This is a genomic window from Streptosporangium sp. NPDC023825 (assembly GCF_040639575.1).
GTDB lineage: Bacteria > Actinomycetota > Actinomycetes > Streptosporangiales > Streptosporangiaceae > Streptosporangium.
In genome coordinates this window covers 27,405-42,977 of the sequence record NZ_JBFAAE010000023.1, presented here as the reverse complement: position 1 = coordinate 42,977, position 15,573 = coordinate 27,405, and the positions used below count along the sequence as shown (strand labels likewise).

The 15,573-nt window shown below is 71.5% G+C and carries 12 protein-coding genes and 1 pseudogene; 5 read left to right on the top strand and 8 right to left on the bottom strand.

What is annotated here, in order from left to right; translation table 11 throughout:
* Positions 1-4: 4 nt before the first annotated feature.
* Both AB0G15_RS21055 and AB0G15_RS21050 read left to right on the top strand, forming a co-directional pair.
* Positions 5-727, top strand: a complete 723-nt coding sequence (locus AB0G15_RS21055; RefSeq protein ID WP_362842143.1) for a cytochrome P450 — start codon at positions 5-7, stop codon at positions 725-727.
* 13 nt (positions 728-740) lie between these two features.
* The gene (locus AB0G15_RS21050) at positions 741-959 is read left to right on the top strand and encodes a ferredoxin (protein ID WP_362842141.1); all 219 of its coding nucleotides are present in this window, start codon (positions 741-743) and stop codon (positions 957-959) included.
* Positions 960-1,078: 119 nt separating this feature from the next.
* On the opposite strand, the pseudogene AB0G15_RS21045 reads toward AB0G15_RS21050, so the two are convergent.
* From AB0G15_RS21045 to AB0G15_RS21035, 3 genes and pseudogenes are all read right to left on the bottom strand, one after another.
* A pseudogene (locus AB0G15_RS21045) lies at positions 1,079-1,780 on the bottom strand (aldo/keto reductase); the annotation flags it as partial.
* A gap of 157 nt (positions 1,781-1,937) precedes the next feature.
* Positions 1,938-4,736, bottom strand: a complete 2,799-nt coding sequence (locus AB0G15_RS21040; protein WP_362842138.1) for a LuxR C-terminal-related transcriptional regulator — start codon at positions 4,734-4,736, stop codon at positions 1,938-1,940.
* Between the two features lie 252 nt (positions 4,737-4,988).
* Positions 4,989-5,585 (bottom strand): helix-turn-helix domain-containing protein, encoded by a 597-nt coding sequence (locus tag AB0G15_RS21035; RefSeq protein ID WP_362695965.1) that lies wholly within the window; start codon positions 5,583-5,585, stop codon positions 4,989-4,991.
* A 136-nt stretch (positions 5,586-5,721) separates the two neighbouring features.
* Between AB0G15_RS21035 and AB0G15_RS21030 the strand changes: the two genes are divergently transcribed.
* On the top strand, positions 5,722-7,158 hold the full coding sequence (locus tag AB0G15_RS21030; protein WP_362842136.1) for an MFS transporter: 1,437 nt from the start codon (positions 5,722-5,724) through the stop codon (positions 7,156-7,158).
* A 50-nt stretch (positions 7,159-7,208) separates the two neighbouring features.
* On the opposite strand, the gene AB0G15_RS21025 is transcribed toward AB0G15_RS21030, so the two are convergent.
* A complete protein-coding gene (locus AB0G15_RS21025; RefSeq protein ID WP_362842133.1) occupies positions 7,209-7,967 on the bottom strand; it encodes an AfsR/SARP family transcriptional regulator in 759 nt (252 codons plus the stop codon).
* 352 nt (positions 7,968-8,319) lie between these two features.
* Positions 8,320-8,775, bottom strand: coding sequence for a hypothetical protein (locus AB0G15_RS21020; RefSeq protein WP_362842130.1), 456 nt, complete (start codon positions 8,773-8,775; stop codon positions 8,320-8,322).
* A 329-nt stretch (positions 8,776-9,104) separates the two neighbouring features.
* On the opposite strand from AB0G15_RS21020, the gene AB0G15_RS21015 reads away from it, so the two are divergent.
* A complete protein-coding gene (locus AB0G15_RS21015) occupies positions 9,105-9,392 on the top strand; it encodes a DUF3040 domain-containing protein (RefSeq protein ID WP_362842127.1) in 288 nt (95 codons plus the stop codon).
* Between the two features lie 150 nt (positions 9,393-9,542).
* Here AB0G15_RS21015 and AB0G15_RS21010 read toward each other — a convergent pair whose 3' ends face one another.
* The 3 genes from AB0G15_RS21010 to AB0G15_RS21000 all read right to left on the bottom strand — a co-directional run bounded on the left by AB0G15_RS21010 (position 9,543) and on the right by AB0G15_RS21000 (position 12,997).
* Complete coding sequence (locus tag AB0G15_RS21010) at positions 9,543-10,364, bottom strand: F0F1 ATP synthase subunit A (protein WP_362842124.1); 822 nt, start codon at positions 10,362-10,364, stop codon at positions 9,543-9,545.
* Between the two features lie 279 nt (positions 10,365-10,643).
* A complete protein-coding gene (locus tag AB0G15_RS21005) occupies positions 10,644-12,275 on the bottom strand; it encodes a penicillin-binding transpeptidase domain-containing protein (RefSeq protein WP_362842121.1) in 1,632 nt (543 codons plus the stop codon).
* Between the two features lie 71 nt (positions 12,276-12,346).
* Positions 12,347-12,997: a lysophospholipid acyltransferase family protein gene (locus AB0G15_RS21000; protein WP_362842118.1), complete on the bottom strand. Its 651-nt coding sequence runs from the start codon at positions 12,995-12,997 to the stop codon at positions 12,347-12,349.
* Positions 12,998-14,039: 1,042 nt separating this feature from the next.
* Between AB0G15_RS21000 and AB0G15_RS20995 the strand changes: the two genes are divergently transcribed.
* Complete coding sequence (locus AB0G15_RS20995) at positions 14,040-15,503, top strand: sugar ABC transporter ATP-binding protein (protein WP_362842332.1); 1,464 nt, start codon at positions 14,040-14,042, stop codon at positions 15,501-15,503.
* Positions 15,504-15,573 lie beyond the last annotated feature (70 nt).

The following is a 15,573-nucleotide window of genomic DNA, read 5'->3' as shown; positions in this document are numbered from 1 at the left end:
CGGGATGCGCCCCCAGTTCGAGGACATCGTGTCCGCGCTCGGCCTGGCCGTGTGGGCGGGCCAGGCGCTCTGGGACTACCTGGACGAGCTGATCACCGTGAAGGAACGCGGGCCCGGCGGCTCGGGGGTGCTGAGCCGTCTGGTGGGCGAGATCGACGAGGACGGTGACCTGACCCGGGAGGACCTGGTGCGCATCGCGCTGGCGCTGCTGATCGGAGGGCACGACACGACGTCCCAGATGATCGCGCTCGGGGTGGTCACCCTGCTGGAGCACCCGGACCGGCTGGCGGCGCTGCGCGCCGACCCGGGCGTGCTGCCCGCCGCGGTGGACGAGTTGCTGCGCATGGTGTCGGTGACGGACGTCTCGGGAGTGCGGGTGGCGACCGAGGACATCGACATCGACGGACCTGTCATCCGGGCCGGCGAGGGAGTCCTGGTGTCCTCCTCGATGACCGACCGCGACCCCGCGGTCTTCCCCGACCCCTACAGGTTCGACGTCCGTCGCGCCGACGGGCGCAACGCCGCCTCCGGACGCCATCACCTCACGTTCGGGTTCGGCATCCACCAGTGCCTCGGCCAGAACCTGGCGCGGACGGAACTGGAGGTGGCGTTCGCCGTCCTTTTCGACCGGATCCCGGACCTGCGGCTCACCGTGCCGCCGGACAGGCTGCCCGCGCGCGGCGGAGGCACCATGCAAGGTGTCCACACCCTGCCCGTCGAGTGGTGAGAGGAGAGACACGATGAAGGTGACCGCCGACCGGCGTCGCTGCATGGCCGCCGGCCACTGCGCGATCAGCGCGCCCGCGGTGTTCGACCACGGGGAGGACGGCCTGGTCGTCGTCCTCGACGCGGATCCGGGCGAGGACGTCCGGGAGGCCGTGGAGACGGCCGAGGACCTGTGCCCGTCCCGGGCGATCGCCGTCGCGCCCGTGAGCGCCGCGCGGGTACCGGGCGGCTGAGGACGGGATCGGCGCGGGCCGGTGGGCCGGTGGGCCGGTGGGACGCAGCGCCGCGTCCCATCGGCCCACCGGCCGTTCCCGGGTCGTTCTCAGGTTCCCGGGTCGTTCCCGGGGCGTTCTCAGCGGTCGACGAACCGCATGCTCTGCTCGTTCCAGCGCTGCCCGTACACCTCGTCCGGGGGCACGGCCGCCTCCACGGCGGCCAGGTCGGCCGGGGTGAGGCTCAGGAAGGCGGCGTCGACGTTCTCCTCCAGGTGGGCGCGGCGCCTCGTTCCCGGAATGGGAATCACGTCCGAACCCCGATGGTGCAACCACGCCAGCGCCAGTTGCGCCGCCGTGACCCGCAGCTCGCCGGCGAGCTCGACGAGACGGTCGGCCAGGGCGAGGTTGCGCGACAGGTTGTCCGGGGTGAACCGGGGCAGCCCGAAGCGGCGGAAGCCGCCCTCCTCCAGCTGCTCCGGGGAACGGATGTCACCGCTGAGGAAGCCCCGGCCCAGCGGGGAGTACGGCACCAGCGCGATGCCCAGCTCCCGGCACGTCGCGACGATCCGTTGCTCGATCCGTTGCTCGATGTCCCGCGACCACAGCGACCACTCGGTCTGCAGCGCGGCGATCGGGGCCACCGCGTGGGCGCGCCGCAGGGTGCCGGGGCCGGCCTCGCACAACCCGATCTCACGGATCTTCCCGGCGGCGGCCAGCTCGGCCATCGCGCCGACGGTCTCCTCGACGCCGACCTCGGTGTCGACGCGCGTGAGGTAGAACAGGTCGATGTGGTCGACACCGAGCCGCCGCAGCGAGGCCTCGCAGCTCCGCCGGACGTAGCGGTTGCGCCCAGGAGCTCACCGTGTCGAGCACCGGTGAGATCCGGGCGGACAGCACGCGGAAATCCATGATCGCCTCCTGGGCGGCCTCCCGAGCCGCCGTCCGGATCGCGGAGGCTCGCAGGAACCGACATTAGGAAGAACGGCTCAAGCGGTCCTAAAAGCGTGCGGCATGGTCGTGGCCGGCCGTTTTCCGCCGTGTCGCCAGGGCGAGTTCCATCCGGGAGCTCACCCCGGTCTTTCGATAGATCCGGGTCAGGTGGACGTCGACGGTCCGCATGCTGATGGTGAGCCGGTCGGCGATCTCGCGGCGCTTCATGCCCGTGCAGATGAGCAGCGCGATCTCACGCTCGCGGTGCGTGAGCCGGCCGAACATCTCCACGGGCCCGGTCTCCGGTTCGAGCTCGGCGGGAACCGGCGCGCTCACCTGCCTGCCGAGCCAGTCGAGCATGGTCACCGCCCCCGACCGGTGCGCCATCTCGGCGGCGAGCCTGGCCGTGCGGGACGACCGGTCGGCCTGGCCCAGTTCGCCGAGCACGCGTGCCTCCTGTCCCAGCGCGTAGCACTGCTCGATCCCCATCCCCGCCGACGCGAAGCGGCCGGCCGCGTCGTGGTAGCACCGCGCCGCCTCGGCGAGCGAGCCTCGTACGCGGCAGAGGTGCCCCCGGGTGAGGTCGGCGTAGGAGAGGTTGTGCGGCATCGGAACGGCGCGGGCGTGTTCCTGGCTTCTGCGCACCCAGCCGTCCAGGGGCATGCCGGCGTCCATCCCGGCGGCGCACAGCATCTCCCAGACGGTGTTCCGGTAGGCCACGGGGATGGTCCGCAGGTCGGCTCCCTTGCCCTCGTTGAGCAGGAGGGCGACGCAGTGCGCGGGGTCGCCGTCGAGCCACGCGCACCTGGCGAGGGTCAGCGCGGCGATCGAGGCGCTTCCGTTGACGTTGGCCTGCGACGGTGACTGCCGGGCCAGCGCCTGCTGTGCGAGGGACCTGGCCCTCCCGCTGCCCACCGGTTGCATCCAGACCTCGGCCGCGGACTTGAGCGCGACCGCCTGGGTGTGCCTGAGGGAGTTGTCCGGGCCGGACTCGATGATGGCGGCGTTGGCGGCCTCGCGCGCCTGTTCGAGCTGGCCCAGGTGGCGCTCGGACTCGCTGAGCAGGACCAGCAGCGCCGGGAGCAGGAAGATCCGCTGACGGTGGCGGGCGACGTCGACGCCCCGCCGCACCTGCCGCTGGGCGTCCACGTAGCGGCCCAGGTAGAGATGGGTGAGGACGACCACGAACAGACCCTCCAGGTGGCGCGCCACCAGGTGCTCCGGAGCGCGGTCCAGCATCTCGCCCGCGGCGGTCGCGTCGGCCAGCGCCCGGTCCACCTCGCCGGAGAAGGTCGCCTCCAGGGCTCGGAGGCCGAGCAGACCGGCGGCGGTGAGATCGTCGCGACCGGCGCGGGCCGCCTGGAGGGCCTGCTCGATCTCGGCCCTCACCGGTATCCGGCCGAGCATGGTCGTGCGGAAGCCCCGCGCGAAGACCAGATGCGGCCAGACCGGTGAGCTTCGCAGGTCCGGCCAGGCGAGATGCTCGTTGAGCAGGCCGAGGGTCTGCACGTCCTGGCTGAGCACGGCCTCGACCATCGACACGGAGGCGACCTGCCCGGCCAGCGCGAGCGGGTCCACCGAGCCGCCGGACTCGTGCACCAGGAAGAGCAGGTCCCGGCTCTCGGTCATCCGCCCGACCCGCCCGAACGCCGTGCTCAGTGCCAGCCGGGCGCGCGTCCCGATCTCACTGGAGACGGGCGCCTCGGCGATCACCGGTGTGAGCCAGGAGACGCACTCGGCGACGTCCGTCTCCATGATCTCGTAGGACGCGTCCACGATCCGCGCCAGCTCGCTCGCGCGGACCCGCGACAGCGAGCTGACCAGGTGGAAGCCGAGCTGCGTGCCGACCTGACCGCGGGCGGAGAGCAGGCGCAGGGCGCGCTGGTGGGCCCGGGTGGCCCAGCAGGGGTCGATCGTCCTGCGCAGCAGCGTGCCGAAGACCTCGTCCCGGACGGAGAACAGCGCGCCGACCGGCTCGACCCGCACCAGGTCGCGCCGGACCAGCCCGCGTACGGCGGCGGAGACCACCAGCGCGTCCAGCTCGGCGACCTCGGCGAGCAGTTCGACGTCGAAACGCGAGCGCAGGATCGCCGCGGCGTTCAGCACGTAGCGCTCGCTCAGCGTGAGGCCCCGGACCTCGGTGAGCACGGCGAACTCGAACGGGGCGACGGCGGTGTCGCTTCCGGACCGCGCGCTGTGCTCGAGGGCCTGCAGGGCGCGCAGGTTGAACGGGTTGCCGCGGCTGCGACGGCGGAGGTCGTACGGGGGCGGGGCGGGCGTCATGGCGAGCATCTGCTCGTCGCCGAGCGGTGCCAGCTCGATGCGCGCGGTGCGGCCGAAGGCCGCGCCGAGGGAGACGGCCTCGGTCAGCGCCTCGGGCGTCTGCCGGGGACGCAGCGACACGACCACGTCGACCAGCGGCGGGCAGGCGCCCTCGGCGATCCCGGCCAGCTCGTGGATGGTCCGCTCGTCGGCGAGGTGGGCGTCCTCGATCACCACCAGCTCGCGGTCCGGCTGCCGCCGGCGGCGGGACAGGCCGGTCACCCCCGGTGACTCCCGATGGCGCTCGGAGGACAGCCGGGCCCGCCGCAGCATCTTCCTGACGGTGTTCATCGTGCCCTCCCTGTCGCTGCGCGAGCAGCGGTAGACGGTGGCGGGCAGGGCGGTCCACTGCCGGTCCCGCACGAGCGCGGAGAGCAGGTGCGTCTTGCCGGCCCCGGGCTCGCCGAACAGGGCGATGAGACGCCCTTCGCTTCCGGGCCCCCAGGTCAGGTGCTGCAATCTGCCCAGCTCGGCCGTGCGGACCACGGCGACGGACGCGGCGACGGACGCGGCGTCGGAGAGGCTCTCTTCGTACGAACTCATGTCTGTGAGGACCCCAGGCGTTCGTGAAGGAAAAACGGCAGGTGGCCCTGATCGCGCTCCCTTGGGCGTACGGGCCGGCGTTTCCGTCGGTGACGGGCTGCGAGGTTCGGGTGCCGGTCCCCGGGTCCGGTGCCGACGGGAAACACTATAAGCCTACCTAATTGGTTGGTTTTTATCACCATCCATCGACGAGGGATCGCGCGGCGCGCCCGGTCGCCCGCTGCCGGGGACGGGCGGGTCGGCCCGGCCCGCTCAGGGCTCCCGGTCGCGCGTGGTGATCCCTTCCAGGAAGAGGCGGAGGATGCGAGGGCTGCCGTCCCTGCCGGGCAGGGACTGCTCGCGCACCCAGGCGACGCCGCTGAGGACGGCGAACAGCTCGTCGGGGGTCAGGTCGGCGCGCACCAGACCGGCGGCCTGCGCGGCGCGGAGCAGGTCCGCGCCGCCGTGATGCATCGCGCTGCACATGGCGTGCGAGGGGGTCCCCTCGTCGTACATGCTCTGCGCGAGGATGCCGACCAGCCCGCGGAAGGTGCTGAAGTGCCGTACGGCCCGTTCCATCCACTCCGACAGTGCCAGCAGCGGGTCGGGGGAGGAGGCCAGCCGCTCGGCGTGGGCGACGAGGTCGGCCAGCCCGTCCCTGGTGGCGGCCTCCACCAGCGAGGCGCGGGCGGGGAAGTGTCGGTACAGCGTGCCGATCGCCACGCCGGCCTGGGCGGCGATGCTCTCCAGCGACGCCTCGGAGCCGTCGGCCTCGAACGCCTTGCGGGCCGCGGCCAGGATCGCGTCGTAGTTGCGCCGGCCGTCGGCCCGTCTGGGACGTTGGGCGATATGGGGCGTACCGGTCGTCATCGAACCTCCCGCTTGACATACTGAGGCGCCCTCAGCTTGACTCTTCCCATCCAAGCTGAGACTTCCTCAGTATAGCTCCGGCCTCTAAACTGAGGGTGCCTCAGTATGTGCCGGGTGATCGGCCCTGGAGGTCCCATTGAGTACCGACAGCGTCTCCGACGGCGTTTCCGACGGGGTTCCGGCCCGGGGCGCCCCCGCCCGGCCGTGGGCCCTCGCGCTCACCGCGATAGTCGGCGCGGAGTTCACGCTGCAGCTCGACGGCACCATCGTGAATGTCGCGCTGCCGACCCTGCAGTCCGATCTGGGACTCTCGATCACCGGCGGATCGTGGGTGCCGAACGGTTTCCTGCTCGCCTTCGGCGGGCTCCTGCTGCTCGCGGGCCGGCTCGGCGACGTGCTCGGCCACCGCCGGGTCTTCCTCGCCGGAATCGGGCTGGTCGTCGTGGCCTCGCTGCTGGCCGGCCTCGCGCCCAACCTGGAGGTCCTGCTGCTCGGCCGGGTCCTGCAGGGTGCCGGCGCGGCGATCGCCGGCCCGACCGGCCTGGCGCTGCTGGCGATCATCTTCGAGGGGGAGCGCCGGCAGCGCGCCTTCGGTCTGTACTCCACCGTCACCGGGCTGGGCGCCTCCGCCGGCATGGTCCTGGGCGGCGTGCTGACCTGGGCGGGGGACTGGCGCTGGAGCCTGCTGGTCAACGTGCCCATCGGCCTGGTCATCATGGCCGTCTCCGTCAAGGTGCTGGGGCTGCGCGACGAGGCCACCCGGTCGCGCCCGCTCGGCCTGCCGAGCGCCCTGCTGGGCACCGTGGCCGTCACCGCCGCCGTTTACGGGCTGGTACGCGCCGCCGAGAACGGCTGGGGCGAGACCGGGGCACTGATCTCACTGGGCACGGCGGTCGTGCTGGCGGCGGCGCTGCTGGTATGGGACCGGCGCACCGAGGAGCCGCTTCTGCCGCTGGTGGTCTTCGCCGGCAGGCAACGGGCGGGAGCCCTGCTGTGCCTGCTGCTGCTCGCGGCGGTGCTCACCGGTTTCCTGATCTACCTGGTCCAGTACCTGCAGGGTGTGCTCGGGCTGGACGCGCTGCGGAGCGGGCTGGCCATCCTGCCCTTCGGCCTGGCGCTGCTCGCCGTCACCCAGCTGCTCACCAGGCACATCGCGTCCGTGAGCCCGCAGGCCCGCGCGATACTCGGCCTGGTCGTGGTGCTGGCAGGGGTGGCGTGGCTGACCCGCCTCGGCACCGACAGCACCTACCTGGCCGGCGTGCTCCCGGCGCTCGTCGTGATGGGACTCGGCGTCGGCGTGGCCATCATCCCGTTCAATATGATCATTCTGACCACCGCCCCGCCCGAGTACGCGGGTGTCACCGCCGGCCTGCTGCAGACGGCGCTGACCATCGGAGGGTCGCTGGGCCTGGCGGCCCTGCTGATCCCGTTCACCGGGGGCGGCGGCGGCGTCGCGGAGAACATCTCGACGGTGTTCGCCTGGGCCTGCGCGGCGATAGTGCTGGCCCTGGCGGTGGCGCTGCTCTTCTGGTTCGGTCCCGGGGCGCGCCGGGCCGAACCGGCCCGGGGCTGAGCGGGACGTGAGCGCCGGCACCGTCCTGCGAGGGGAACGTGCCGGCGCTCTCAGCCCGCGATCGCGTAATCGGTGTCCGCTTCGAGGATCGCGAACTGCAGCCTGCGCATCGTCCTGCGCGGATCGAGGCCGAGTTCCTCCCGCAGCGTCTGCCGGGCGGACTGGAAGACCTCCAGCGCCTCGGCCCGCCGGCCGGAGCGGTAGAGGGCCAGCATGAGGTGCTCGCGGAGGTTCTCGTTCAGCGGGTACTCCTCGACCCACGCCGACAGGTCGCCGATCAGCTCCCGGTGCCTTCCGAGCTGCAGCGAGCAGCGCGCGACCGTCTCCAGGCACTCCAGCCGCACCTCCTCCACCCACCGGGCGAAGGTGCCCACGATGAGCCCGTTGTTGATCCCCGTCAGGACCGGCCCGCGGAACAGGCCCGCGGCGGCGGCGGAGACGCCCAGCGCCCGCTCCGGATCGGTCTCCGGCACGGCCCGTCCCTCGGCGTGCAGGGCCCGGAGGATGAACACGTCGACCGACGACTTCTCGACCTCCAGCAGGTACCCCTGAGCGTGGGTCCGGAGCGCCGCGCCGTCGACCGCCGGTTGGACGAAGTTCTTGCGCAGGTGGGAGATGTAGACGTGCAGCGCGGCACGGGCACGCCGGGGAGGCTCGTTTCCCCACAACTCGTCGATCAGCTCGTCCGTCGAGACCGGCTGGTTCGCGCGGATCAGCAGGGCGGCCAGCAAGGTCTCCACCTTGGGCGCGTTGACCGTGCGCGTGTTCTCGTCCACCAGTCGCAGTGGCCCGAGCAGTTCGTACCTCAATCTGTCTCCCAAGTGGCTTGAGCCTGGCATCAAGTGGTAATCGATCCTTTTTGTCGGCTGAAGCCATTCTTGCGACGGATGAGCTGGTTGCCATCAGCGGAAACGCGTACGACCCCGCTGCCGAGTGCGTAGTCGCCGTGGTCGCTGGGGTCGCTGGGGTCACCGTCTCCGCCGATCACCGCGATGCGCCCGCTCCCTCCGTGACCGCCGTGACCGCCGCGCCCCGGCCGGCCCCGCGCCACCTCCCCGCCCTGCCCCGCTCGGTGAGCCGCCGTACGGCGTGGGTCACGGCGCGGACGCGAAGACGGTCACGTTCGCGAGCGCGGCCGGCGGCTCGGTCCGGGGCTCTCGCTCATGCCCGGCCCTCGCCGTCGGGATCTCCCGCGAGGGCTCGCGCGGCCGCCGCGTCGCGCTCGCTCATGCCCTCGTAGCCGCTGCGCCGGTGCTGCTCGGCCTGGTCGTCGATCCACCGGCCGTGCGCCTCCCACGCCGCCTGCTTGCTCGTGCCCAGGGCCGCGCCGATCTGCGACCACGACGCGCCCGCGGCCCGCGCGGACCGTACGGCGAGCTGGCGCCCGTAGCCCGCCTTGCGCGCGACCACCTCCCCGAGCGCGAGAAGCTCCAGCACCTCGTCGCGGGTGAGGGACGGCACCTCGGGATCGGCGGGGTCATCGGGGTCGTCGGGGTGCTCCCCGCCGGTGGCGTCGCCCGCCGCCGGAGCCAGCGCGTCGCGCACGCGGAGCTCGTCGTAGCGGGCGGCGGCGGTCAGGAGTGTGAAGTCGCCTTCGAGGCTGTCCGGCGTGTACATGTCCCCAGTCTTTCGTCAAGAGGGCTTGACGTCAAGAGGGCTTGACGATGCATCGCAGCCGGGCGCGGAGGTGGCACCACGGAGAACGCCCCGGCCTTCGCGTGGCGTGATGAAGGGAGGTCGGGGTGGTGGAATGTCGAGATCGCGGAGAAGGCTGGGAATCGCCCGACACCCCGCCGGCGCCGCGCCGTCCCCCGTGCGAGGGCATGATCGCGTGCTCGGATTGCGCCCGTGAAAAGAAGAGGTAAATCGAAGCCCTCGGAAAGGATAATGATCTTCACGATTGGGCAGAACGTCCGCACACGGCTTGCGTTCCGGGGAGGTGATGCATGGCCTGGTCACAAGACGAGGAGCGCATGCTGCTGCAGATCGAGCGCCACCTCATCGACGAGGACCCGCGACTCGCCGCGCGGCTGGAGTCGTTCAACGAGCGTGTCCAGCGCAAGGAGGGCGGCGGCCGCGGGCGTGGCACCGGCAAGGGGCGAGGGCGATCCGCCAGACGTCTCCGCCGCTCCACGGTCGTCATCATGTTCAGCTGGTTGCTGATCGCGACACTGATCGTCACGCTTCTCGTCATGGTCCTGCGTCACGAGGCGGTCGCGGCCCTCCCGCTGTGATCGCGGCCGCCGCGTCACCCCGCACCGCGGCCGCCGCCGTGATCGCCGGGGCGCGGGTGACGGCGGCGGGTGGCGCGGTGCGGGGCGCGTGGAGACCGGGAACGGCCGGAGGGCGTCTGGTCCCGGTCGTGCGGGGCGATGGGGGACCGGTCAGTGGTCGGGGTTGAGCGCGGTGCCGATGAACATCGCGGTCAGCAACGTGAACAGGAACGCCTGCAGGAACTGGACGAACATCTCCAGGGCCGTGATGACGATCGCCATCAGCACGCCGGCCACACCGACCGGCACGCCCGGCAAGGTGGGTTCCTCGAACAGGAACCAGAAGCCGACCATGCTGAAGAACGCCAGGATGAGATGGCCCGCGAACATGTTGGCGGCCAGCCGCAGCATATGCGCGAACAGCGAGTTCACGAAGGTGGAGAGCAGCTCCAGCGGGATGACCAGCACGTACGCCAGAACGGGCAGTCCGCGCGGGATCAGCCCGCGGAGATAGCCGACGACGCCGTGCCGCGTGACGCCGAGATAGATCTTCAGGACGTAGACGCTCACGGCGATCACCGCGGGGAAGGCCAGGAACGAGGAGACGGGGATCTGGACGAGCGGGACCACCCCCATCAGGTTCCAGACCCAGACCAGGAAGAAGACGCTGAGCAGCAGGCCCATCCACCGGTCGGTGTCCTTACCGAGAAACGGCCGGGCCGCGTGGTCGCGGACGAACACGTAGCCCAGCTCGACCACGTTCTGCAGGCCGCGCGGCACCACCTTGGGGTTGGCGAAGGCGGCCCAGCAGACGCCGCAGACCAGGGTCGCGGCCAGGACGGCCATCAGGATCGGTTTGGTCAGCCAGTACGGCGCGCCCGCCCACAGCGGGGGGAAGTCGAACAGTTCCAGGCCGGGCGCCTGAAACCCGGGCGACGTGGGCGACGCGGGCGATGTGAACGATTCGAGTGATGAGGTGATCAGGATCGTCATGAGGCGGTCCCAACGGCAGGGGGATACTTTGTGAAGGCTTTCACATGACCCCGTGATCGCGACAATACCTTGAAGGTAATGATCGACTTCGAGGTCAGGGGGAAGGCTCCGGCACCGGTCCCGCAGGCTCCCGTCGCCGCGGGTCACCCCGGGAGGAACCCCTGCCCTCCCGGGAGGGCGCCGCCGGCCGGGAACGTTGTCACCTGAGAGCACCGCCGGCTGAGAGCGCTACCGTCCGAGGGCGCTACCGTCCGAGAGCGCCGCGGGCCGAGGGCGCCGTCAGCCGAGGGCGCGCAGGAAGTCGGCGGCCACCGGGGCGGCGACCGCGCCGCCGCCCGAGCCCTCCTCGACGATCACCGCGAAGGCCACCTCGCCGCGGAAGCCGATGAACCAGGCGTGGGTCTTCAGATCGCCCTGCTCACCGTACTCGGCGGTCCCGGTCTTGCCCCGGGTGCCCTGCGGCAGGCCCGCGTTCTTGGCGGTGCCCTTGGTGACGACCGCGGACATCATCCGGTGCATTTCCGGCACGACGGCCTCGGGCAGGGCCTGCGGCCGAGCCTCCTGCTTGATCGAGGGGACCAGGGTCGGCGGGCGCCAGGTGCCGTCGGCCAGCGCGGCGGCGACCGAGGCCATCATCAGCGGGCTGGCGGTGATCCGTCCCTGGCCGAACGACTCCGCGGCCAGTTCCGCGTCGCTCTCGGCCCTGGGAAAGCTGCCCTTGGCGGCCGCGACACCGATGTCGAGCGGCTTGTTGAAACCGAACAGCTCGGCGGTGCTCAACAGCTTGTCGGCGCCCAGCCGCTCCTTGACCAGTGGGGCGATGGTGGTGTTGCAGGAGTAGGCGAACGAGTCGGACAGCGACACCGAGCCGTAGGCGGCGTGCTCGGAGTTTCGGATCGGCAGGCCGCCGACCGTGACGTTCTTGGGGCAGGTGACCCGATCGCCAGGGTTCATCCCCTCGGCCAGCAGCCCCACGGTGGTGACCGCCTTGAAGGTCGAGCCGGGCGGGTAGTTGCCGTCCAGGGCCCGGTTGAAGCCGCCCTGGTTGTTCACCACCGCGAGGATCTCGCCGGACGAGGGTCTGATCGCGACCAGGGCGGCGGTCTTCTTCAGGTCGCGGACGGCCTCGACCGCGGCCCGCTGGACCCGCATGTCCAGGGTGGTCTCCAGGGCCTCGCCGCTCTTGCCCTCGACCGTGCCGAGCTTCTTGACCGTCTTCTTGTCCGGGCCGACGAGCTCGATCTCGGTGTCCGGGGTGCCGGCCAGACGCTCCTGGAAGGTGTGCTGCAGTCCGCTCGCGCCGACCGCGTCACCCACCTTGTAGGGGACGCCCAGTTTCGCGACGCTCTTCGCCGTGGCCTTCTCCAGGTAGCCGACGAGCTGCTGCACCGAGCCGCCCACGTCGGAGCCGTCGATGCGGTCGCCGTCCGCCGAGGTGATCGCGGCCCGTTCCGGCCACTTCGTCCTCAGCGCGAAGGCGGTGGTCGCGGTCAGGTCGGGGTGGACGGCGCTGGGCGACCACTTGACCCGCCAGTGCCGGTCGACGACCGCCAGGTCGACGTTGCCGGAGTAACTCCACTCGCCGACGTCCTTGAGCCGCAGCGTGGCGGTGTAGGAGGCCTGTCCCGTGCCGTCCCCGGTCTCGCGCACCCCGTCGAGCCGTACCGTCGTGCTTTCCACCGCGAGAGCCTTGCGCATGCCGTCGTACGCCTTGGCGAACGCCGGGTCCGGCGTTCCGAGCTCGGCGCGCATGCCCGCCAGGTCGCCGCCCTGCCAGGCGCCGACGAACCGCTCCGCGGTCTCCTGGGGGGTTCCCCTGGTGTGCAGGTACCACCAGGCGCCGCCGCCGGCGGCCCCCGCCACCAGCACGACGGCTGCCGATGTGATCGCGATCGTCTTGCCCCGTGCCACCTGATCCCCCAGTTCTCTTTTCCCCAGGGCCGCAGCCTAGCGTGACCAACGCGACATATATGGATAAATGGTCACTTGGCCTGTGTGCGACTGGGTGCGTAGCTCGTCACGTATTCCTGGCCGGACAGCTCCTGGATCGCGAACATGATCTCGTCGGTCACCCTGCGCCGGTCGCGCGCGCTCGTCTCGGAGCCGGTGAAGGTCATCGGCTTGCCGATGCGGACGTTCACCCGGCCGAGCCTGGGCCTCGCGGCGCCGATCGGCAGCACCTCGCCGGTGCCCTCCATCGCCACCGGGAGCACCGGCGCGCCGGTGGCCAGGGCCAGCCAGGCGACGCCCACCTTGCCCCGGTAGAGGCGCCCGTCGGGGGAACGGGTGCCTTCCGGGTAGATGCCGAACAGCTCGCCCTTCCTGAGCACCTCCGCCGCCGCGTCGAGCATGTCCTGGGCCGAGGTGGGGCTCTGCCGGTCGATGCTGATCTGGCCGGTGGCGCGCATCCACATCGCGGTGACGGGATTGCCGGTGAAGTACTCGGACTTGGCGACGAAGCGCACCTGGCGCTTGAGCACCAGGGGCAGGAAGGTCGAGTCGAGGATCGACAGGTGGTTGGAGGCCATGATGGCCGGACCCGTGACGGGAACGTGCTCGTGCCCGGTGACCGAGGTCGGCCAGAGCAGGTGCAGGACCGGGCCGCCGACGATCTTGGTCAGGCGATAGAGCACGGGCTCTCCTCATGAGACGGGTTACCCAACACTAGGTGGTGGCCCGGCGGCCGACGGTTGTACGCACCCGCACAAGCGGAGCGCCCAGGTTTGTAGCCCTCCTCCATCGCCGCCGCTCTTTTCCAGGGCGAAACCGGTGAAAACCCCCACCGGTCACGGAGGAAAAGAAACGCCCCGCGGGCCGGGAGGGCTCACGGGGCGTGACGTTTGGTGCCGATGTGGCGGTCGCCTCCTCGGCGAGAGGCACAACACGGCTCCAGCCGAACGGTATTCCGTGAAGGCGGTAATTTGCGGCCCGGGGGACACAAACCACATCGGCACGATCACTCTAACGGACGTCTGCCGCAGGTTATTCCGATTTGAGGTCACCGGCGTGTCCGGCGAGGCCCTCCGGCCCGGATATCCGCAGGTCACAGCCCTCGGTGGTGGTTTTGGAGAACCGCGGGCCGGGGCCGGGGCTGGGGCCGGGGCCATCGGCCCGGTGGGTCCGCCAGGCTCGGCGCTCCGGGAGCGAGGGGATGACGGGAGCGACGGGAGCGAGGGATGGCGGGGGGACGAGGACGGCGGGAGCGAGGGGATGACGGGGGCGACGGGGGCGACGGGAGCGGAGCCGGGCCTGGAGCGCGGGGAGAGGCCGGGTACGGGGGTCCGGCGCCCCCGCGGGGATGCCGGGACCGGCCGTCCCGCCGTCGGGCGGGCCGGGAGCGGGCCGGGAGCGGGCCGGGCCGCCCCTGCGACCTTCCGGGCCGTCGTGGCCACCCCGGTCCCGGCGTCGATTAAAACGTGTTACTCGATCTAGGTGAGACCTTCTCCAAGGCCGGTGCCCGGCCCGGTCCCGCCTCACCTGCGGGATGGCGTAACGCATTGGAAACGAGGCTTTCATTCCCCATTGACAAGGGAGGCGGCCGGGATTAGCGTCCGCTCATTCTACTAAAACGTTTTTAGGGAATGAAGAGGTGGCGCGGTGACCGTACCGGACGAGGGAGAGACGCCACTCCGGCCGCCCTCCGGCGAGCCCCCTCCGGTCCTGGCGCTGGCCGGGGTGAGCAAGGCGTTCGGCGCCGTGCGGGCGCTGCGCGACGTCTCCCTCGACCTGTACGCGGGAGAGGCGCACGCGCTCGCCGGGGAGAACGGCGCGGGCAAGTCCACCCTGGTGAAGATCCTGGCGGGGGTGCACCGCCCGGACAGCGGACAGGTCCTGCTCGACGGCGAGCCGGTGGAGTTCGGCAACCCTGCCGACGCCCAGCGGGCGGGTGTGGCGGTGATCTACCAGGAGCCCACGATGTTTCCCGACCTGTCGGTCGCCGAGAACATCTTCATCGGCCGCCAGCCCAGGAGCACGCTCGGCCGGATCGACCGCGGGGCCATGCGCGCCCGCGCCGCGGAGCTGTTCGCCGGGCTCGGCGTGGCCCTCGACCCCGAACAGCCGGCCCGCGGGCTGTCCATCGCCGACCAGCAACTCGTCGAGATCGCCAAGGCGCTGTCGCGGGACGCGCGGGTGCTGGTCATGGACGAGCCCACCGCGGCGCTGTCGGGCAACGAGGTGGCCCGGCTGTTCAACGTGGTCAAGGCGCTGCGCGAGCAGGGGTGTGCGGTCCTGTTCATCTCGCACCGCCTGGACGAGATCTTCGAGCTCTGCCAGCGGGTCACCACGCTGCGCGACGGCGCCTGGATCGCCGGCGAGCCGGTCGCGGGCCTGACGCACGAGCACCTGATCCGCCGAATGGTCGGCCGCGACCTCGACACCCTCTACCCCAAGCAGGAGACCGAGGTCGGCGAGGTGGCGCTCAAGGTCGACCGGCTCACCCGGGAGGGCGTGTTCACCGACGTCTCCTTCGAGGTGCGGCGGGGCGAGATCGTGGCCCTCGCAGGGCTTGTCGGGGCGGGACGCAGCGAGGTCGCCCGCGCGGTCTTCGGCGTGGACCGCTGGGACGCCGGGACCGTCGAGGTGAACGGCAAGCGGCTGCCCGCCGCGTCCCCGACCGCCGCGATGTCCGCGGGCCTGGCCCTGGTCCCCGAGGACCGGCGCCAGCAGGGCCTGGTGATGGACCACTCCATCGAGCGCAACATCGGGATCACCGGCCTGAGGGCGCTGCGCCGCGGCCCGGTGATCTCCCGCGCCGCCGAACGCGACCGCGCCCGCGACTGGGCGATCCGGCTCCAGCTCAAGTTCAACCGGCTGTCGGACGCGGCCAACGTGCTCTCCGGCGGCAACCAGCAGAAGGTCGTGCTGGGCAAGTGGCTCGCCACCGGCCCCGACGTGCTCATCATCGACGAGCCCACCCGGGGCATCGACGTGGGGACCAAGGCCGAGGTGCACCGGCTCCTGTCCCAGCTGGCCGCAGACGGCCTCGCCGTACTGATGATCTCCTCCGACCTGCCCGAGGTGCTCGGCATGGCCGACCGGGTCCTGGTCATGCAGGAGGGACGGCTCGTCGCCGAGATCCCGCGCGAGCGGGCCACCGAGGAGAGTGTCATGTCAGCGGCGACCGGGAGGGCCTCGTGACCGGGCGGAACGAGAGCCCTCGAGGACGGCGGGGCACGGGCGCCGCCGAGAGCATCGGGGGAAACGTCCA